Consider the following 22,529-nt stretch of genomic DNA (forward strand, 5'->3'; position numbering starts at 1 on the left):
TATTACGGTCCCCGATCATTTTTTATTGAAACAAACTTATTTCGTTTATTATAACTCAAAAGCTCATTGCTTAGGCGGTGATTTTCTTCCTCCAGCTTTTGGTTAGTCGTTATTTGCTCTCCCAGCTGCTCATTTTGTTTTTGAAGTTGATAACTCAGATGTTCTATTGAAGCATCTCTTTGTTGCATAAGGTAAATTTGATGTTCTAATTCGACAATTCTATCGATCAGCATTGCTTCTCTACGAAATAGATCACTCTTTAACTGCTGTTCTCTAGAATATTCAATGTACCTCTCAAGTATATTGTTATTATATATGGTCTGTCTCGCGATACCTAATCTTTCAACAATATAGGATTTATTAATCGCCGAGTTTTTATAGGTTTTTAGGCTTTCACTTCGGGATAAATCAAGCCCCCTTACGATTTCCTCTATCCCTTTTATGTATTTCTGAACGTTTGGCTTTAATGATTCAACCCCATTAGTTTCACCAATAGCTTTTAATTTTATATTTATTACTATTTCATCGGAGATATCCATTTCGCCACCTCATCATAAATCTGATTTCGATTATTAATGATTTCGACAAGATGAGGGTAATCTTGCCTTGTTCTTTCCTCACCTGTATATTTAATGTCTTCATTCAATTCATTGAGTTCAGGAATAAAATAATGAGTAATTAGTCGATATAATTTCTTTTCTTCCCTTGAACTTTCGACTAGGTATCCATTTTTTTGGTTATATTCGATCGTACTCCTTATTGATAAGTAACGGTTATATGTAATGTCAATGTATTCAAAGCTTACTATGTGATGCTGTACTTCTGGTATATCAAGATATTCATTTTTGGGACACTTTCGTCCATAGTTACTTTTTATACAAAAACCTTGTTCTTTTTCTCTTATAGGAACCTCGCCCTGTACCTCATCAATAAGTGACTGGATATCAATTGAGATGTGGTATTTACCTTCGTTTATAAAACGATCGATCTTTCTATGGATGGACTTCGAATCCGAATCAGTTGCAACAAGTTCTTCAATTGTTTTTTTGATGAGTTTTTCTTTGTTTTTTCGCTTCTCATGTTCCCTAATGTAATGTAACGTCATTTCATGACTCAGATGATTCATGTGTTCTCGTATCCAGTCAATATGTACCCCTTGTTCGTATAGTATTGTCGCTAAAGTCACTCTAAATTGATGTGGTAGTGGAAAGTGAATTGTATCAGTGGGATTAAGTCCCTCTAAATATGAGTTGTTTAAATAGTAGTCCATTCTATTTTTTGTTTCTTGAACGAACAATTTATTTAGCCTTGTTTCTGTGAGATTAATACAATCAATTGTTGTTTTATACCTTGCGACGAATCGGAGAATGTTTCTCCGAACCCAGGTAGCAGGAGCACTATATGTCCCAGCCTCAAGTAAATAATTCGAATTATCTCTGCGCTTCTTCTTCAAATAAACAAGTAAATCATATGCCTTTTCAGCTTTATCTGTTAGGATTGTCTTTGTCCATTTGTATTCATCACTTTGGATTGTCTTAAATGTTTTATATTCTAAATAAGAAACCTGTTTGGTTCCTTCTAATATTGATATAGTTTCTTTTTTATCGCACTCTAGCTTCACCAACTCTCCCACTCTCATGCCAGTTTGCGAAAGCAGCATGATAATACAAGCCTGTATTTGTTCATTTTCAGGACTGTTTGAATCATTAATAATTTGCATAGCTTGAACTATCAGTTGATTGAAGAAAACCCTCGGGATTTCATCTGTTTTGCCATCTTCTCTTTCAGCAAGGTATAAACTCATATCTGCTTTTTTTAACGCATTACATTGTTCGGAATATTCAAGCCTTTTGTTAAGCCTCTCAAGCTGCTTTAGTAAATCAATAAATGTAGTATAGTATTGTATTCTTGTGGCCTCGGTCCATTTTTGATTTAAACATGCTTTGAATTTAACTATTACATCATTTGTTATAAGTTCAGGCCGAAAGATATGACTTTCAGATAAAAATTTGCTGATAAAATTCAAATGATTCATTTTTGAATAAATCGTTGAAAATTCCAACTTGTGAAGTACTACCGACTTAAAGATCAGTAACTTGGCAGCATTTTTTATAACCACTGTCAATTTTGTAAAGTCAAATTTCAGTAAATGTTGCGGCCTATTCAGTTGGTCAAGCTCCGAGAAATCCCACTCATCTTCAGAAAAATATATTTCTTTTCCAATTGCAGGAATTGGGAGCTGGAAGATCCCATTTACTTCCTCTTCCCATGCAAATATATTTGCAATCCTATCTTTTTCCCAATGGATGCCATTTACTAGGACACTTGATGATTTACCCAAGCTTTTTTTCCAACCTCTCTTTAAATTCATACATTTTACAGAGATATGCTACGTAAATTTTCTTTAAAGAAAGAAGTTCTTCTTTTTCGTCGTCTTCTTTGCATTCGGAGATTGATAAATCTAATTTTTCTATACTTCTCTCAAAATAGGGGATTCTATCAACTGTCGTAACAAAGCTTTGACAAACAAGACACTCCGAGTCTTTCTCTTTAATACAGGTATTAAAGCTACAATAACCGCACTCATCTTTAACCTTTCTTTCATTAAGGTTGTCAGCCATTTCAACCATTGCTGATTTTGGAGAATCAACAATTTGTCCTAAAATATTGACGTCTCCAATAATAACTTTATGTAGTGCTTCAAGATAGTCCTTATAGTTAGGCTGGCGATAATGTTGCAATGTAGTTCTTAAATCTCTATGACCGGTTCCAAGATGAATCTCAAAAATACTCTTCCCCTCTTTTTTTCCCTCCTCATAAATAAAATTCATGAAAGTATCTCGTAGGTTATACAACTTATACGGACCACCGGCAAACGGTAAAGATCGTATCATTTTGATGAACCTTCTGCCTACTAAATCCCTGGTGATCACTTTGATTTCATTTTTTTTCGAAGTATGTAAAAATAAAAACCCCCTAATATCCGGTTGAGCATTTACTCTTATTTCTTCTGTAACTTGAAAGGCTTTCTCAATCAATCTAACGGTATATAAATTGATGTAATAGTCTTCAGTATGATTTCCGGACCCTTTCCGTTTAGTCATTAATATTTTCTCAGCAGTATTCGGACCATCTTCTAAAGCGGAGGTTCTCATATCTAGGACTTCGCTAATCCTCAAATTTGTAGTTAAGCATATATTAACAATAATCCAATTCAGTTTTTCTAAGATCGTCCCTTCTCTTGATTGCCTTTTGTACTCAGTTACCAAGAGCTCCAAATCCTCTTTAGTAATAGGATTTCCGCCTGAAACTTTGATTTTTTTACGCCTCAAATAATCGAATGCAGCGTTCTCTACCTTGCTTAAATCAAACTCTTGGATATGCTTAAGAAAAGTTTTAACTGCGTCTGTAATAGTATTTCGCGTTTCTTGATTGCTGTATTCGCTATAAATATTCATCCGATATAAAGCTATTACACTGGTTGAAAAATAAAACTGTTTGCTATTAAAACTTTTCAGGTTTCCGTTAATGTCAATCCAATTTAAAAACCACCGTATCACTTGATATATTTTTATTCTTGTATTGATATTATTTGAGCCAAACCAAATAAAGTGTTTTGCCATGTATCGAAAATTCGGATTGTTGATTTCCGAAAAATCAATTGCATAAGTCTGGCTTTTCCGTAACGCGGTAGTAAATTCCTCTTCACCATTAAATATTAATATCCATCGGTCAAAGAATGGAATTTTGTCATGAGGATTTAAATAAACGGATCTATAACCACGATCATATGAAAGATGAAATTGACCTCTCCCTAAAAATTCTCTCGATAGAACATCACCTGGTGAAAATAAGGCATGTTTGTTCAATAAAAATAAATAAAACCTACACAAGTAATTAATAAGCCTTTCCCTTCCAATAGAAGTACCGTGTTTTAATGAAGAATAATACGTATATTGTCTATCAAACGTTGAGTTATTAAAATCTGAGTACAGCTGTAGACTTTCACTTATTTTTCCTAAACTATTATTAAAGTGTTTAATAAATAACTTCAAGGCAGTCTTCTTTAACTCAGATTCATTAAAACTAAGAACGAACTCATGTATTATTGTCCTTAGAAATATTGACTTTGTTTGTAAGTCAAAATAAACTTTATAATTTTTTACATCCACATAAAACAAATTGAAAGGAATTGATTCAGGCGAAAAATATTCCATGGAAGTACCTTTGCATTCATCAAACAACCAAGTATTTTGTCTCAAATAATCAGAGAACTCATCTCTAATTATTTCGTTTAAATAAACGATTTTATATAACTTTCGGTAGTAATTTGCATTAATACGATCTTTATTAATTGCTCTGCACATATGATTCCAGCATAGTTGGTCAATCGTTAATGATGCGAAACTGGAAACAAAAGACTGGGGACGAAAGTGACCATTTTCAACCTCAAGTAAATACTCAATTAGTAGATCTTTTAATCGTATATCAGCTACTTGCTTATGAACTAGTCTCTTAATATATTCAGATCTGCTAAGAGATGTCGAATTCATTTTCATCCCTCTTTCAACTCCGGAATTATTCTGTGCATATAATTTGTTGAATCTTGGTTAGCCTTATATTTGTCCTCAATAGTAGGTCGGAAATAGTACAAAACTGACTGCAAGCTCGTCTGGCGTAAGGCATGCATAACATCTAAATGCGAAGCATTCTGATATTTGATTAGGAACATCGCATAACCGTGTCTAAACCGATGACTAAGGTTATTTCTCCTTACATTACGATCAATTTTCAATCCGCATTTAGTAAATATTCCTCTAAGAACCTTATTCCAGCCATCAATCGAAAGCGAGGTTCCATTCTTATTAAGAAAAATATAATAATTATCTTCTGACTCGACAGAATCGAGGTTCGTTACGTTATCTGCCCGTGCACTGCTTAAGTAGTTAGCCCTTTTTGTTTTTGACATTCTTCCATGAGTTTGTTCAATGTATTGTTCAATTCTTTCAATCAAATCAATACTGGGGTAAATATTTTGAAATCCCTTCTTTTCGGTCAAATATATCTTATGTGAGTAGTCCTCTTTATTTTTCGGGGTGAAGCATGTTTTAGCTAATTGATAATCTTTGTCTGATACTCGATTACGAATTACTATTGTTCCGAAACTGTCTTGATCATTACCTTCAATATTTATTGTCTTTGAATGGACCTCAATATCTTCCAATGTCAATCCTAATACCTCACCAATACGTGCTCCACATTCAAACATAAGCCTAACAATAATCTCTTCTCGCAAAGAGTATTGCCCTCTTATCACCTTTAATATTTTTTTGAAATCAGCAACACTAATGTACATAGGTACCACCGTTGATTCAGGGGTCGCCCTTTCACTTATATTGTACTTTTCTTGTTGGACTCTTTTGGCGTGAGCTAAAAAGCCGGAGTTACTTTTGCTGTTACTGTTGATTGTTTTCGAATAAAAAGCCGATTCTTTAATGCTGAGATATTTTAGATACTTTCTATACACACCAAAATACATATTCAAGGTATCCGAGTTTCTTTTTGTTAAGTTCTTAAATACCAAGTCGTATCCTTCGTGATTAACTCCATATAAAAAGTTTTTCAATTGCCGGATATTCTCCATAGAGATGCTATGAATATCAACGTTATTCAGTAACAAAAAGGAATAGAGCAATTTTAACGCAATCATTGCTACCTCTATTGAATTAGGAGATAATTCACTAATTTCATAATTTAAGTACTGAAACGCAGAAGAAATAGGCTTTTTAGTTGGGTCGTACAAAATGTAGCTTATTTTGTCAGTGAGCTCACAGGGGACTTTGACAGTTTGAATATTGACTTTTATATGCTCAATCAAAGATCCATCTGTCTTCTTGAACCACTTAATAAAACTGATTCCATTCGAGGACTGTACCTCTTCAATAATGTATGTCACTTAGGTCACCGCCCTGGATTCGTTAGTTGATTAATAAATGACAAAAACCCAATTATCAGCAAACAAAAGCAAGCCCGGCATAAATATCGCCAGACTTCCTCCTATATTGCTAATAATTGGGTTGTAGGACTTTAAAACAAATTTTCAACTATTGGGTTGCAATTAATGTATCAAAATTTGTCTTATTTTGCAAGACGGTTTCTCTAAGATACGTTGCTCAATAATGAGAAGGCTAGAAATCAACAGATCAACGCCGCAATGTGAGTAAGTGTTTTCCGTGAAAATGGCCAGTTGAAGAGAGAGACGATAAACAGGACGGACATTATTAACAAATGCCTTGTGACAAGCCGAGCAATTGTAATTTCATTAAAAAACAAATAAACCAGAATGATGATTACTTCATTCCGGTCAGATAAGGCAGAAAATCTATTGGTTTTTCATAATCATTTGCAATAATAAATTTGTATTCGTTAGAATCCTCCTTACTTTCACCAACCTGGAATGATATACCAACAACGCGATAAATTGCTTTAGCTTGATTGTTCAGTCGAGTTTCTATGTGTTGAAGTTCAAACATTCCATTCTCAGTTTGAACTACTTCGTATATATATGTTCCATTCTTCCCCACCAGCGTTACTGCCTTTTTTACATCTCTCGAAATAAACTCCATAAAATTAAAACTTAACTTTTCGCCATCCTGTGATTCTAAGACAATTGTATGGATTTTCGACACAATGGCCCCTCTTTCGACTATATTTCAGCGAGATCTACTGACCTATTATAACCCCAGAATGATATCATGTTACCACAAAAGGAATTTGTAGGCAATAGCCTACAGAAAACCCATCCTTAAAAAGCTTACCATTATTTAAATAAGCTTTAAGGGGTATGGGATGTGAGTAAAAAAAATCGAGAAAAAGATTTAGAACTCATTGCTTTCGGAATTACTTTAAAAAATATTCGGAAAGAAAAGGGATATACCCAAGAACAATTAAGTGATTACTCTCGCATTGATCGTTCTTTTATTTCTGAATTAGAAAATGGCGAAAAAGCTCCTACATTACTTACACTCATTTCACTCGCCAAGGCACTTCGAATAAAACCATCAATACTTATGCAGATTTTAGAATTTGAATTAGACAAGCTAACTCAAAAATAAATCTTTCACCTTGTTAACTGGCATAAATAATTCATTAATGACTCTTTTCAAGCCAGGGTTAATAGTTAGAACCATCTTTTAATAGAAAAAAGTAGCGGAAAGTAATTGCCGCTACTTTTTTCGCATTATGACCTTAATCGAATGATTTCAGCTACTTCAGCAATTTCATCATTAGATATAAATGGTACCTGTCCAAAAATCAGACCGGGTTCTCCCTGTAAGCGTGCTGCCAAATGCCCCTTACCCAAAAGCTTCTCGGCACCTTTCTCGCCAAGTGAAATCTCCGATGTTCCAACACTTTCAACACGTAAAATCAAACGGTTTCCTAGGTTGTCGCGTAATTGTACTGGTAATACATTGGCATCAGGACGTTGCGCGGCGAAAATTAAGTGAATACCAGCAGCACGTGCTTTTACCCCAAGGCGTTGAACAATGGAGGAAACAGAATTTTTATAAGTATCGATTAACATCCATTCAGCAAACTCGTCATGAATCAGGAACAATAAGGGCAGTTTTTCGTCAGCCGAGACTTTGGCGTTGAAATCCCTTAGATTATTTACACGTTGTTCTCTGAATAACAAATACCTTCTATCCATTTCCTCGGCCAAATATTCTAATACACTTATTGCTCTCTGCTGATCAATAATAATTCCTTCTGTCAAGTGTGGTAAGTTTTCAAGATGCTGATAATCCACACCAAACTTAGGATCAATCAGAAATATTTTCGCTAATAATGGAGAATTAGTAGCACATATATCCAAAATCAAATTTTGTAATAAAACTGATTTTCCACTACCCGTTGCTCCTGCTATTAATGTATGTGGCGCATGTTGTTCCATGCCTTCGAATGGACCACCGAGATTTAGATATAATATATTGCCATCAACTTCCTTTACTCCGACAACAAAACTCATATTCATTTCCGACGGATTCTCTTGTACTCTCCGGAATTTCCATACATCTCCAAGAGTTATGGTTTGTCTGTTAGGCCGGGCTATCGACACAATTATCTCACCGGGTTGCGCTTGAATGTTAATAATATCAAGCGCATGCGTTGTCAGCAATTGTGACTTCTTCTTTTCGATATCTTCGATCTTTAATTGATCTGACCCTTTTAGCCTTATTACAGCTGCGTTAGGAGTTAATCGGTAATCCAACACTTTCGCCTGTAGATTATAACTTATCAAGGCAGCTTTTAACACAGTTACAGTTTGAGATGCCCATTGATCCGCCGCTGCATTTCCTTCCTCAGCGGATAAATGATTCAATACCCAATTAGAAAATTCAGAAGATGCCCACGTAATTTTTTGTTCACTTTCTTGGATTGTTACTTCCTGCTCTGGTTGCAGTTCTTCAGATGGGGCAGGGGTGAAAACCACGTCTAACTGCTGAATCGAAGAAACTACACCTACTGTATTAGTTTCGTTGTCAGCATCGACTTCGTCTTCTCCATCAATAGTCCATTTTATCCTCTTTGCTGGAAGTTGTGCATTGGAGGTCTCCCAGGGGCGAAAATCTCCAACTTGTTCTCTGATCTTAGTGAGGTCCTCATTTCGATGGAATGCAAGTACTAGATCCTTTACAAATTGACGAGAATACACTTCCTGATAACAATTATCGACATTAGTAATAATAATCTGTTCACAGTCCATCTGATTATCTGTAGACGTTGATACAAATACATGGGAATATCCTTTTAATTCTATAGGAATGGAACCATTACGAATTCCATCCCGCCATTGATCAACTGACAGCGAGATATTCTGCGTAAACTCCAAACCGTCATTAAACATGTCTCCTATACGAGACAACCATAGGTCTCTATCTAATCTTCCTGGGTTTCCAAAAATAGCATTATGCATTCTTAAAACTGTGTCACGCAATTGCTTCTGCGAATTTTTCTTAGCCTCAGCCACACTTTTAATATCAATATACTTTGCTTCAGTGACTAGGACTTGAAGATATGCTTGCCCATCTTTTTCCATTGGACAAAGCGCTAAAATATCAGCAATCTGTTCCTCTTTTTGACCTAACCACGAAGCATAGTCATCAAGGAAGAACCACCCAATAGCAGAAGAGTTCATTTCGGATTGTAACAAAAGCTTACTTAATACTACTCCAATAAGTTCCCCTGCAAATACTCCCCGTTTTGCTGCGCGCAATACAATATCACCAGAAATGCCGTTTGCCTCATCTATAAATCTATTTGTTAGATCAAATACTTCTTGATCTTCTAAACCAAGATTTAAGGATTCAAGTCTTCTTTTGACGAGCACTTGTAATAGATTTAATTTTGAGCGCGATGAAACAATTAAGTTCGGACCTTGCGTACGACTGTGTTGATACTTGATCACTTTGACTCCCTGGTTTTTCAACTGCCTTCTATCAAGCAAGTCGTCATAATTCACTACCCACTCACCAAGTGTATGGGCTTCATCAAATATTCCACGGATGTCCTCATTTTGAAACGTAACCTGTCTTGCGGGTAAATAAAGCATGTCGTTATCTGATTGAACGGCGTTTGTTATTGAGTATATCGCCGCTAGATAGGATATTCCTAATTCAGGCTGGCTCGGACATGTCAAATATACAGTGGATTTCAAATCATCTTTCGCAGCAAACCGTCTGCGTGCCCATCTTGATGGGCTATGTTGTAAGATATCAGGTTTACTAATAACGCTCTGTGGTAACCAAACTACCTTAGATTGACGAGATATAACATCCTGTAGAAAGACAATATCCGCTGGCTTTCCATCCCTGGTATCTAAAATCGGTGCTGCATCAGCCATTACTTCTACACGAAGTCTCGCCATAAAATCACGAGAAACTTCACTGGCAACTAATGAATCCGGGTCATTCTCATCGTTTTCAACCATTTTCATGTAGAGCTCATTCAACTTTTCGGAATCGCGATGCCTCAATATCACTTGGCAACGAACTTCATCTTCATTTTCATGAAGTTCAGACAATGAACCTACTATTGTTTCCGGCAAGCGCGTCGAATCACAGTTGAACAACACTACACTAAGATTTGTACCTTCATGAGGCTGAAGGGTCAGATATTTCTTAACAACAGAAAGTACTTTTGAACTCGCCTCACGCGGATCTTCATTAGTATCATTTCCTTCACCTTTTACCGGTAGTTCCATTAAGCTGTAATCGTTCACAGTATCAGAAACAGTTAGTAAATACGCTTGTTGCCCGCGATATCCCGTAGCGACTTCAGGATAGTATGGGTGACGAATCTCTTCACGCATATCAGAAAAAAATAAATCAGCATCGCCAAACTCAACATTATTAGATTGCAAAATATAGTTTATTAACCCGCTTATTTGCCTAGCCTTAATAGCTTTTGCAGCCATCCTCATGGAATGCCATGGCGCAACAATAGTAGTAGGATTAGTCCCGTTTACTTGTACATTACCTATCTTTAAGACAGGGTGCCACAAATCAATTCGATTCACGTCACCGCGAGCATATTCTTGAAGGCACTTAAGCAACTCATTATAAGCCTCACCCTGTTTTAGCAACGAATCAGCAGAGATTCCCACAGTTCTCCACTCCTCAATTGCTTTAGTATACAAGGCTTCAAAGTTTTCCCACTTGGTTTCAATTAGCTTGAGACCATCTAATGAAACTCTTCCTTCGGCTAATGCTTGTTTCAGATTTTTTTTAAATAACTTACTTATATCCTCAGACTTTGCGGAAGGACCAATTAATGAACCACGGTCCTGCCCATATACTGCTTGTAATGTTCCTACATCGTTAAGTGATATACTTTGAAGTTTCCCCTTTTTGCTAATAGGATTCTTGGAAACAGTGGAATATGAAAACGGGCGCGCCGCGAGTCGTTTAAGATCATCTGACAATTCCATTCCTATAGAAGCTGGTTTCCCATGCCACACAAGTCGAATTGAGTTTTTCCGACGATTATTGGTCATGTCTGTATATATTAATTCGATGTCAAATACGATCTGAATGGCCGATCTAGCGGTTGAAGTATTCTTTTTGGGGTCTGTTTTGTTCGCGATTAACTCGTCAAATTCAAATAACTTTTGTGTTTCCCATTCAACAAGTCGATTTGTTAGTTTTTCAATCCCCCTGTAATTCATACAAAAATACATTCCGACATCTTCATTAAGCTCTAGCCATTTTTTCTTTCCATTTCCCCGTACAGTTCGAATCTTTAGGGACTTTACACCATTCACATTATCGCATTGAGCAAACACTCGCTGTAAGGCTTCTAATAAACCAACATAAAAATCATCACAATCAATTGGTTTTCCAAAAACAAATTTATCCCAGTCGGATTTTAATAACCGATCTAACTCTAGATCTTGTCGGTGCCGTTCGTAGAAGTCTTTATCTTCATCATTTGCTGTCTTATCTTTTCTTTTTTCAAGGGCGGTCAAGTAACTTCTTTCTTCATTGGTTAACAAACCAGGGTATTCATCATCAAAAAAATCTATTGTTCTTATTGCCAAATGAGGTCGTAATTTTTTAACGTCCAAAAATAATAAGTAGATTTTGTCTCTTTCCCATTCAATATTGGCCAATTGTTTAGAAGCTGCCGTCCATCCCGCGGCAGCCTCAATAAAAGACTCAATTACAGGATGATGTTCTTGGGGAATTTGATCTCTTTTTACTAAATAATTTGAATTTAAATCCTCATTTTCGTACAATTGACGGTTAGGGTTTTGTTTAACTAAATAACACGCTCTTTTAGCGAATGCATCCTGAAACAACTTCTTCCATTTCAACTTCAAATTAAGGGCTTTTTCTGGAATGGCTTCAAAATATGAGGAATCCCTTGGAATCCGAAGAGCAGGCAATGCCCAGCCAAGGGCATTAATCAATGGGATACCTTCCTGAAGCATAATTTGCCGTGTTTGGATAACATAACTGCTAAATTGCTCTAAACTACATTCATAAGCTTCTTGCAACCCAATTAGCGCCTGCTTCCAATGACCCTGTTGATCCGAGGATAATACTAAATCACGACATGCACATTGGACCCAGAGCTCAGGTACAGCTTTAAGGTCACCAGATCCTATTGTTGTTATATCACGTAAAGAAGTCCCTTGGTCATCGTTGGTATTTGCGACAATTAATGCCTCTTTTGAACAAGGGGCATGCCTCCAGTGAGTGGTTCGACGTTCTGTCATAATTTCATCCGGCAAACCAAAACCAGAGACCAGCGCTTTTGGCACTTTGATTTCTACTTTGGAGTTTAATTGAACATCTTGTATTATGTGATGACAAATGGATGCAACTACCTCACCAGTTAATCGATCAAGAAGGAAGCGAGCTACTCCCTCTCCATGTTCTGATGGATCATTTATAAGATGTCTTCTAAAATACTCCTTAGCTACATGACCAATGAGTTGAATTTCATCATTCATTTTACATTCCCCCCCGAGTTGCGAACGGGTTTTCAATATAAGCGCACGCATCTGAAAGTCTTTTTAATAATCCCATACTAGATAATCGCTGTTCTAATCTTAATGCATTTTCCGAAAATGCTACTTGATCAGCTCGGCCTGATTCAATATATAACTTTGCTTGCTTATCGCCAATAATGAATCCATATTTCCGATATAGTTCCTCCAGAAAATCTTGAAACTCCATTCGATTAGGAACGATACATAACACAAGCGATTTAAGCAGCAAGTCATGTGGGGCGTATCGGTTTCTCCGACTTCCTCTTCGTGATGCTAAACCGATCTCTTTGCTCCACACATTATGAAACTTATTCAAATGTTGATTATGACGATTAATCGCATTCTCGACTAGAGCATTAAGAAGTTCTTCCGCAGTTTCAATATGATCAAATTCATCTTCTTTACTTTTTTTCGGCCATGAAAAATGCTCTTGCAGTACTTTTCGGTATTCCAATGGTTCATTTGAGTTAATTGCTCTTAACCATTCATCCGTTTGAGTAACACTATTTATGTATCGCTCTACTGCAGCTCGTGATAACAAATTATTTTCGATAAAAGAATCAGCCGATATCTCCCTAACAGCAGTTTTTTTAGGCGATACAATTTCAAGAACAAAGGTGGTTTTTTGATTATCTTCTATGACTTCTTTTGCGCGATTCAAGCTATATATAATCATATGAATCCCCATAATATTAATGAGGTGAGGAATAACGTCATAGTTTGGAATGTTACATTTGAATAATTGAATCCAATCCTCCGCTAAATCCTGGTATTCTGTTAGGTATGAATATGGAAGATAGGCACCATCCCTTTTTATCGATGTCGAATGTTCCAAGTCTGATTTTGGTTGAAGGGCTTCTACCAATCTGTTGTACTTTGTTTCGCTTTGCAGTACTCGTTGCTGAAAGAATGGCAGAAGTTCAGCACCTTTTGTACTCCGAGTCAACATCAAATACAACAACTCTCCAGTACGTGCAAAAAACCTTCTATCTTGGGAGATATTATTGTTATCTTTAACATTTAAATCTTCATAGAGGCAGCCTGGCCCAAATGGGAATAGGAAGAGAGAGCTCCACCGTTTATTATTTTCGCCTTCTATCGTTGAAGATGATAAAAAATCTGCAACATCCTTAAAATCTTCAAATGTGGAGAAGCGACTTTGCAGATAAGAATAGTCTGGTTCTTTTAATCCCGCACTATCAGACATTACTTCTTTCCAAGCTTCCCATTTTGCATGATCATCATTTTTATATTGCCGATTAATAACGGCCATTTGAGGGTTATTAAATAGAATATTTCTTAGATGTAATCGCCATTGAGGAGAGTACGATAAAGAATTAGGTGTTGTTTCCTCAAATGCTCGTTGCCCATGTATTTCAGCATTTAATACATTTAAGAATTCCATAAAACAAAGCCATGGGCTTTGTTCATCATAGAGCCTATGTCCCCAGATAGCTTCATCTACCCACATATCAGAGTCAATTTTTTTGGGACGCGGTAAGACAGTTCGCATTAATTTAGTACCTCCACTGTCTTTTTATCCAACACTCCGTCAGAGTTTATCACAAGTATATAAAAAGACAGAGCATCTTCTAGATAATCATCTTCCTGATATTCCTTATTCCTCTTCGCCTGTGCATTCATTAATCGACTTTTAAACGCCAAGATATCTTCATAACACTCACGCGAAAAACTGCCTGGCAAGGCACCTTCGGCTACCCGGGATAAAAATTCATAACGTATGAGTTGTAAATGAAGTTTGACTACCGGTACTGTTGGACTTGTAGACAGACTAACCTCGAGGTTTATTCTGCCGAGATCATCGCCTTTAATTTGAACACTTTCTCCTCGATCACGTGCAACAGAAATGTTTCCTTCAAATATCTTACTCACTCTTGATTGTGAGTTACTACCGGAAGTGGCTAATATTAGTTTATCTGTTGTTTTAGTTAATAAGCCTGTAGATATACGGTTAAGACCTTTCACTATACGAGATAGAATCTGCGGGTGCGGCCTGCCACCTTGCTCAATTATTCGATACACTTTCGATAAGAATTCGCCTGCATAGTGAAATGTCGTCAATTCCCAAAGTCTGAGATCTTCTGCTTTCTCTTCAGGTATGCTAAAGAATAATCGTTGTCTTTGGGCCCGCACTAGATCCAAAAAGGACGCGCCGCCATCTTCAGATATTCCTTCAAGGTATTTCCTTTGTTCCGCTCGAAATGCATGATCGGCCCCATAATAATTATCTGAAAGCACAAGTGATTGATATAAATGATTTAGTTCTGGGTCATCTTCCCCAAATATTAATATGCTATCAACCCTATTGCTGGTCTCACTACCGACCCCGAAGCGACCTAAAGTATTGAATATGTCTCTAGTCTCTTTCCGATGCTCGGGGAGATTTTCACCAAACACATTGCGATAGATACTTGCCTTCGACGTTGACCGTTCTTCCAATATATTGGGAATATCCCGACATCTTAACAACCTATCCTTGGCATCCGGATGACCAAGGATCATATTTGATACAAGCAACAATAACTGTCGTATTGGTAAGTGTATTCCGTTGATCTCACAGAGTTCTAATAGGTTTCCTAGTCTTTGCCTAAGAGTTTCATTGCCATCATGACCTTCTAATCTCTTCTTATTTTCCCATATTGGGCATCGTAATTCGGCATCCACATTATCCCGATATATACACTGATCGCAGGAAGCCCATCCTTCATGGGTTGTTATAGCTTCTATGACCCGCGGCAACGCCCATGCAGCACTTATACGACTTAGATTAATCATAGTCAATGAATAACCCGAATGTTCTCGCAGGTCTGATACTAGCATTTCCTCAATGTCCTCATATACCCCTGTAGCAACATCATTTACTTCTACAAATTTCAATGCTTCCATTAATTGTCCATCATTTGCTGCAATAAGAAAGATAGAATCATTCTGCAATCCTTTAATCGTTCTAATAAAAATAAATAGTATATGCCTTTTTTCTTCATCTGATAGTTCACTTAAATCTTTTATCACATACAGTGTTCGTCCATTATCTATTGATATTTCTTTTATGTTACCGGATTTTTCCCACTGGTCAAATGTACCATTTAGCTGGAACCACACTTCACGACAATGATATGTTTTTCCATCACCGGCAGTACCCGTCAAAATAACCGATCTAGGATTCTCGGTTTTAAAGTTCTCGATTAACGCATTTAAATATTGCGCTTCAATTTGAATCGGGCGAATTCCCTTTTGTTTGACGTAGCGCTGGATCGTCTCATCGTACATATTGTCATTTTGAGGTATTGGTCCATATTTTCGAAGAAAATTAATCCACACCGTATTCATATTTCTTCCTCCAACATCATTTTCTATCTTCCCGCACAACATCAAGTCATTAATTAACCATTTCTACTCTAACCAATAAAATCCTCTATTTTCCATAGCACCAATCAACAAAAAACCCTAGAAAGGGCCTGAAATATCACCTTTCTAGGGTCTTAAGACTCATTTTAAATTGCGAATATCGTTAATGTTTAAAATAAGGATCTTTGATACGATCTCGATTTCTTGTTCAGTATTAAAGCGGCCAATTGTTAAACGAATTGTTTGTTCCGCTTCCTCTTTAGTCATACCCATACTTAAGAGTACCGGACTAGGCAGGTTTGTAGCAGTATTACAAGCTGATCCTGCACTGAACGCTATATTCCTCGACCTTAGCATTAAATCCTGTGCATTTACCCCGCTAATTGTAATATTTAAGTGAGAGGGCAGCAATGGAGCCCCCATTCCATTCCACCTAATATCTCCAACACGTTCTAAAACCGAGAATAAACTATTGCGGAGTTCATTAACCCTGCTTGTCATTATATCATGTTCTTCAATGCAAAGCCTAAGTGCTGTGGTCATTCCAACCAAACCTGCAACATTCTCTGTTCCGGGTCTAACTCCTTTTTCTTGTCCCCCACCATATATTAACTGAGCAACCTTCATCCGTGGTGAGACATATAGTGCCCCTATCCCTTTGGGTCCATAGAATTTATGTGCCGTAAACGTTGCAAAATCTATCCCTAAATAGTCTATATTGATTTTAATCTTTCCTATCGCCTGAGTGATATCAGAGACACATACTGCACCAACCTGATGACAGGCTTCAGAAATTCTACGTATGTCTTGAATAACTCCTGTCTCACTATTTGCAAGTTGTACAATAACCGCCCCTACTGAATGATCTAGTTCACTAAACAACCAATCCATATCAATAATCCCGGTTGGAGTGACCGGAATCCATATAACTTCAATATTCAAATGTTCCCCATAGTATTGAACACTGTTAATGATTGACTTGTGTTCTGTAGACAAACATAACACCTTTCTTCGACGTAGCTGCTCTTTCGTAAATTTAAAAGCAGATAATATTGCCAAATTATTGCTTTCGGTAGAACCGCTAGTACAAATTATTGTGCCTGAGCCATGTAAATTTTCGTTAATCTCACTTCGACAATCTTCTATTACCTGTTTTGCTAATTGACCTAGTATATGTGGGCTTGATGGATTTCCGAAATTATTGAACCAATACGGGTGCATTGCATCAATTACTCTCGGATCACAAGGAGTGGTTGCTGCATTATCCAAATAAACAATACCATTTATAAAAGAAATAGAATCCAATCTTCATCTCCACCTTGTAAATGTGTTAAACTGGACTTACTTATCCAGTATAACATGAGGTGCTATTATGGCGATACATTCCCATCCTATTCTCCCTTCATATGGGTTCACAGGACACGAAACATTTCCGTTTCGTCTTGGTTGGTTACACAAAGGTGTAATGGCTGTTAAAGATGACCCCCAAATTTTTTCCAAAGATGAAGCCATTGTTATTCTCGGCGTAGGCAAAAATATGGTCCGTTCTATACGTCATTGGTGTCTTACACTTGGTCTGATTACCGATATTGGACGAGGCGTGTACCAAACCACCCCATTAGGCGAACTAGTATTCGCATCAAATGGTGCTGATCCTTATCTCGAAGATATCGGAACGCTCTGGTGGCTCCACTGGAAATTATCCGGAAATTATGAGCGTTGTACGACTTGGTATTATGTTATGAACTATATAAATCGTCCGGAGTTTTCTAAAACCGCTTTAAAGGACGAACTGAAAAAAGCTGTTGCCGAAAGTGGCGGCCGCGCACAATCAGATCGTACACTTGAGAGTGATATTGAATGCTTTGTAAGAACCTATACATCTCCCAAAAGAGGCATTTCCGAAGAATCACTCGAATGCCCCTTGGTAGAGTTAAACATTCTTAAGGAAAATGATAAATACATTCGCTTAAATCGAGGAGAAAAAAATACGATTCCCGACTTTATTTTTTTGGCAGCATTAGTTGAATTCTTTGAAAAAACAAACACTGGGGCAAAGACTTTATTGGCGGAGCGAATACTCCACAATGAGGGATCTCCTGGACGTATCTTTCTACTTGATGACAATAGTTGTATCAGACGTCTTGAGCGTCTAGGAGACTTAACAAAGGGTAAAATTGTGTATGATGCCACTGCTGGGATGCGACAAGTATTATTTCATTCTGTTCCCACTTCTTTAGAAATACTTTCAGCTTATTATCAAAGGGGCCAATAATGATGAAGTACCGCGATGTTTTTCTACAACAGCATAATTTTTTAAGGTCAACACGCCTTGATCTAGATAAAGCTGATTCGTCCACCAACTTTGTTGCAACCCCATTGTTTGCACATGTTTTAGATCGAGTCATTACTGGATTATGTTCAAATGGCCCTCGAGCTATTAGTGTTACTGGTCCATTTGGTACAGGAAAGTCTACTACAATATTCAAACTCTTGCAGCTCCTTGAATCTGGGGACGATAAGCAATTCAAAGAACTGGGTCGTGCTTACCCTGAACTAGAGCCAATTTCAAGCTTGCCACAGATCATTCCAATTCCCGTTTATGGAACCTCTAGTGCTATTGCTCCAAATATTAAAGCGGCAATATCACGGATTGCTGAATCTCTTAATGATCTCGAGTTAATGAATGAAACAGAAAAAGTCGATTCAAGTGATTTGAATGCAATCATTAAGCTGATAGAAATCGTTAGAACAAAACACCCTAGTAAACATCTAATTTTGGTGATTGATGAGCTTGGAAAACATCTTGAATATGCCGCTAGTCACCCTGAAGATAATGATGTCTATCTACTCCAATTAATCGCGGAGTATGCTGACCGTTCAACTATACCAAAGATGACTGTCATTACAATTCTTCATCAAGCTTTTGAAAACTATGGGAATCGACTTCTCCGCACTCAACGTGAGGAATTCGCCAAAATTCAGGGACGTTTCGAGGATATTGCTTTTCAATTACCTGTTGAAGATACCTTAAAAATAATGGGCGCTTCTATTTCGAGTACCTGCATGAACTCTGATGCAATTGAATCTGTTCGGAACCTAGCAGAACGCATAGGCCAAGAACTATTTAATTTGGGGGCAGTCCCCATAAATCTTAGTCAAGTCGATTATATATCATTATGTCGCGAGTGTGCTCCTCTTCATCCTTTAACTGCATTATTGATTGGACCACTTTTTCGACACTTCGCACAAAATGAGCGATCGCTTTTCAGTATGTTAGGCAGTAATGAGCCTTGTGGTTTCCAGCGTTTTTTGAACGAAACTGAAATAAATACAGAAGCTCCAAAGCTTTATGGTTTGTCTGAACTCTATGAGTACATTGCTACGTCTCTTGGATCATCTATCTACCATTCGTCATTCAGTCGTCGCTGGTCAATCATTGAAACTGCACTTGGAAGAGTTCCTGACAATAACGATTCAACCCATAATCTTGTGAAGTCAATTGGCCTAATTTCAGCTATCCCGATAAGGCAACTTGTTGCATCAAAATATGTATTAGAACTCAGCCAAGGAACACAAATTGATGAGTCTATTCAATTACTTACCAATCGGTCAATTGTTGTTCATCGGCGTTACTCAAACAGTTATCGACTCTGGGATGGAAGCGATATTGATATTGAATCATTAATCGAGGACGCTCGGCGTTCAATAGGCGTTCCTTCATTTATAGAAAGCTTGGCCCGGCTAGTACCACTTAGACCAATCACTGCTCGTAAGCATTCAATGCAAACAGGAGCATTAAGATGGTTTGACATGACATACATTACAGCTGAGCAAATACATCTCATAAAAGCTGATTCAAAACCCTTGAATGGCGATGGCCGCGTATATGTTGTGATTAGTTCAATTGATGAAAGACTTCCTTCCGAGATAGATAATTTGGAACCTTGGCAAATGGTATTATGGACAGTTCTGCCACCAACACTATTTGAGGCTGTTACTGAGTTATATTATGTAAGATGGGTAAAGGAAAACACACCCGCATTGCGCGATGACGAAGTAGCGAGGCGCGAAATAACGGAACGGGAATATGATCTAGAACATCTCATTGAAAGAACAGTAGATGGAGCTATTCTACGACCTGAGGGAGTAGTTACCGTATTTACGCACAGTGGTGCTCCTTTGAAACTTGAAGGTAAACAGTTAAACTCACTCGTTTCTGAACTTTGCGACAGACTTTATCCAAAAGCTCCGAGGGTTATCAATGAGTTTGTAAACCGGAATGTTCTATCTACGGCTGCAACCGCGGCGCGCAATGATGTATTGAAACGCATAATTACAAACACAAACGAAAAGGATCTCGGAATAATAGGATCTCCCCCACAGTTGCCGATTTATCTATCAACTCTCCAAAAAACTGGCTTGCATCGAGAGGTTGAGGGTAAATGGGAACTCTACGCACCGGGTAGAGAGTCTACTTGGTTCGATAGTTGGAGCTATTTGGAGAGTAAGACAAAAGAAACATACTGTCCCGTTTCAGATCTATGGAGCGGACTCTCATTGCCTCCATATGGAGTTCGTAGAGGCTTGTTACCTCTTCTAACGGTCGCTTACATGTACGTAAATAGAAATCGTGTAAGCATAATGGAAAATGACGCCTTTGTTCCCGAGTTGTCTACTGCAGTGATTGAACGTTTACTCCGTAACCCGGAACAATATAAAATTCGGCTATCTGAAATAAGTGGGAACAATAAAGCATTCATTGAAATAATGGTTCAGCAAGGCGCGTTATCTGAATTTGACGGTACCACAGATCTTTTAAGTCTGGTTAGACCTTTAATAGCCTTCGCTAACCGTTTACCGGAGTATACGAGAAATACAAAGTTACTAAGTGAAAAAACAATAAAGTTACGGCAAGCACTTCTGACTGCTAAAGAACCCGCAGAATTATTGTTTTATAGCTTACCATCTGCAGTTGGTTTTGAATCAATTGATACTATCAATCGATCATCATTACCTGAGATCGTAACACAAATAGTTGACTCGATTCGAGAACTTGCCGACTGTTATCCTAAGTTATTGTCACAAATTCAAGCTATAATATTTGAAACTTTCGGATACTATGATACCCCTACTGATGCAGCCTTAGATAAAGTACGCAAACGTGCTACCATTATACAGAATCTGATTAGAGACTTAGACTTTAAGGCAGTGGTGTGGAGAATGACACAAGACACTGAAACGGATAAGTGGCTTGATTCTGTAGCCAGTGTTATTATGAAAAAAACGCCAAAGAACTGGTTTGATCGTACTCTAGATGAATTCAAAATTGAAATAGCCTTATCCGAACGAAAATTTGTTCATTACGAGACGATTGCTTCTCTTTATAAGAGTGAATCGAGTGATATTGAACCTGTTCGTATAGGAATTACAACCCTAGATACCGATTTCGAAACTGTTATAAGCCTTTCAGAAATTGAGCATGAACAAACTCGCGGTATAGTTCACTCTGTAATAAACCAATTTAATTCTGGAACTATTGATGGAAACCAGCTACTATTAATTGCATCCGAGCTTGTGAAAGCCTATTATAGTGATTCGCAAAAGAAAGGGAAGGCTGAACAACATGCATAATACTCGCCACATTTTAAATATATCGGGTGGTAAAGACAGTACCGCTTTGGCTGTATTTATGAAACAAAAAAGACCCGAAATTGAAATGGAATACGTTTTTTGTGACACGCAGAAGGAATTACCTGAGACATATGAATATCTTGATAAAATTGAGGCTTATCTTGGAAAGCCAATTGTACGCTTAAACGACGACAGAGGATTTGATCATTGGCTTCAAGTTTACGGGGGGTTGTTACCTTCATCTCAGGCTAGATGGTGTACTCGTAAATTAAAGATCGAACCTTTAGAAGATTATGTTGGTACTGACGAAGTAATTAGCTATGTTGCAATTCGAGCGGACGAGGATCGAAGTGGTTATGTTTCAACAAAACCAAACCTCACCCCAGTTTTTCCATTTAAAGAGCATGGCATTACGAAGTCTGACGTTTATCGCATTCTTGAAGAATCCGGACTAGGTTTACCTAAATATTATGAGTGGCGCTCTAGATCGGGATGCTACTTTTGCTTTTACCAACGAAGAAGTGAATGGGTCGGACTATTAGATCGGCACCCTGACCTATTTGAAAAATCCAAGGAGTACGAGAAGATTGATAGCGTCACAGGACAGAGATTTACTTGGTCACAACGTGAAAGTCTAGAAGAGTTAGAACAACCTGAACGTAAGGCAGATATTTTAAAAAGGGCCGCGGAGCAAAGCCTTGATAAGGAATTTAAATCTGGTCCTAAAACACTTGGTGATCTCATTAATCCCGATGATGAAGATGAATTAGGTTGTCTAATTTGTCATCTATAATAATATGTGCAGAGAGGGCATCCCTCCATTGGGAGACCCTCTCTTTTTTGATCTTACATCAGTAGCGTTGCATAAACACTGACATGACAAAGAGTCTGAATTGTCAGAAATTAAGCCTCTCCGGCCATGGGCTAAAAACTCATGGGGCCGCTAATCAGGCAGTCTTTGTCCATTTGG

The 22,529-nt window shown here is 37.5% G+C and carries 13 protein-coding genes; 4 read left to right on the forward strand and 9 right to left on the reverse strand.

The features are described 5' to 3' along the window. Window positions 1-2: 2 nt before the first annotated feature. From ACESLM_RS12435 to ACESLM_RS12455, 5 genes are all read right to left on the reverse strand, one after another. Window positions 3-539 (reverse strand): hypothetical protein, encoded by a 537-nt coding sequence (locus ACESLM_RS12435; protein ID WP_372631889.1) that lies wholly within the window; start codon window positions 537-539, stop codon window positions 3-5. After that, entirely contained in the window at window positions 518-2,341 is a 1,824-nt protein-coding gene (locus ACESLM_RS12440; RefSeq protein WP_372631890.1) for a tyrosine-type recombinase/integrase, read from the reverse strand. The genes ACESLM_RS12435 and ACESLM_RS12440 overlap by 22 nt, the downstream gene beginning before the upstream one ends. Beyond that, complete coding sequence (locus ACESLM_RS12445) at window positions 2,334-4,553, reverse strand: hypothetical protein (protein ID WP_372631891.1); 2,220 nt, start codon at window positions 4,551-4,553, stop codon at window positions 2,334-2,336. Before ACESLM_RS12445 ends, ACESLM_RS12440 begins: the two co-directional genes overlap by 8 nt. Window positions 4,554-4,555: 2 nt before the next feature. Beyond that, window positions 4,556-5,956 (reverse strand): tyrosine-type recombinase/integrase, encoded by a 1,401-nt coding sequence (locus ACESLM_RS12450; RefSeq protein ID WP_372631892.1) that lies wholly within the window; start codon window positions 5,954-5,956, stop codon window positions 4,556-4,558. A gap of 394 nt (window positions 5,957-6,350) precedes the next feature. Further along, window positions 6,351-6,689, reverse strand: coding sequence for a hypothetical protein (locus ACESLM_RS12455; RefSeq protein WP_344915535.1), 339 nt, complete (start codon window positions 6,687-6,689; stop codon window positions 6,351-6,353). Window positions 6,690-6,851: 162 nt separating this feature from the next. Here ACESLM_RS12455 and ACESLM_RS12460 point away from each other — a divergent pair, with 162 nt between their 5' ends. Further along, on the forward strand, window positions 6,852-7,115 hold the full coding sequence (locus tag ACESLM_RS12460; protein ID WP_372631893.1) for a helix-turn-helix domain-containing protein: 264 nt from the start codon (window positions 6,852-6,854) through the stop codon (window positions 7,113-7,115). A 125-nt stretch (window positions 7,116-7,240) separates the two neighbouring features. Here ACESLM_RS12460 and ACESLM_RS12465 read toward each other — a convergent pair whose 3' ends face one another. The 4 genes from ACESLM_RS12465 to ACESLM_RS12480 all read right to left on the reverse strand — a co-directional run bounded on the left by ACESLM_RS12465 (window position 7,241) and on the right by ACESLM_RS12480 (window position 17,230). Beyond that, window positions 7,241-12,517, reverse strand: coding sequence for an FtsK/SpoIIIE domain-containing protein (locus ACESLM_RS12465; RefSeq protein ID WP_372631894.1), 5,277 nt, complete (start codon window positions 12,515-12,517; stop codon window positions 7,241-7,243). Between the two features lies 1 nt (window position 12,518). Continuing rightward, a complete protein-coding gene (locus ACESLM_RS12470; protein WP_372631896.1) occupies window positions 12,519-14,069 on the reverse strand; it encodes a methylation-associated defense system protein MAD7 family protein in 1,551 nt (516 codons plus the stop codon). Then, entirely contained in the window at window positions 14,069-15,907 is a 1,839-nt protein-coding gene (locus ACESLM_RS12475) for a hypothetical protein (protein ID WP_372631897.1), read from the reverse strand. Before ACESLM_RS12475 ends, ACESLM_RS12470 begins: the two co-directional genes overlap by 1 nt. A gap of 159 nt (window positions 15,908-16,066) precedes the next feature. Continuing rightward, a complete protein-coding gene (locus ACESLM_RS12480) occupies window positions 16,067-17,230 on the reverse strand; it encodes a cysteine desulfurase family protein (protein WP_372631898.1) in 1,164 nt (387 codons plus the stop codon). A 67-nt stretch (window positions 17,231-17,297) separates the two neighbouring features. Here ACESLM_RS12480 and ACESLM_RS12485 point away from each other — a divergent pair, with 67 nt between their 5' ends. The 3 genes from ACESLM_RS12485 to ACESLM_RS12495 are packed head-to-tail and all read left to right on the forward strand — an operon-like array spanning window position 17,298 to window position 22,352. Beyond that, the gene (locus ACESLM_RS12485) at window positions 17,298-18,200 is read left to right on the forward strand and encodes a DUF4007 family protein (protein WP_344915547.1); all 903 of its coding nucleotides are present in this window, start codon (window positions 17,298-17,300) and stop codon (window positions 18,198-18,200) included. A 2-nt stretch (window positions 18,201-18,202) separates the two neighbouring features. Then, window positions 18,203-21,559 (forward strand): P-loop NTPase family protein, encoded by a 3,357-nt coding sequence (locus tag ACESLM_RS12490; protein WP_372631899.1) that lies wholly within the window; start codon window positions 18,203-18,205, stop codon window positions 21,557-21,559. Beyond that, window positions 21,552-22,352, forward strand: a complete 801-nt coding sequence (locus ACESLM_RS12495) for a phosphoadenosine phosphosulfate reductase family protein (protein ID WP_344915551.1) — start codon at window positions 21,552-21,554, stop codon at window positions 22,350-22,352. The genes ACESLM_RS12490 and ACESLM_RS12495 overlap by 8 nt, the downstream gene beginning before the upstream one ends. The last annotated feature ends 177 nt before the right edge of the window (window positions 22,353-22,529 follow it).

The organism is Cohnella sp. (assembly GCF_041641335.1).
Lineage (GTDB): Bacteria > Bacillota > Bacilli > Paenibacillales > Paenibacillaceae > Cohnella.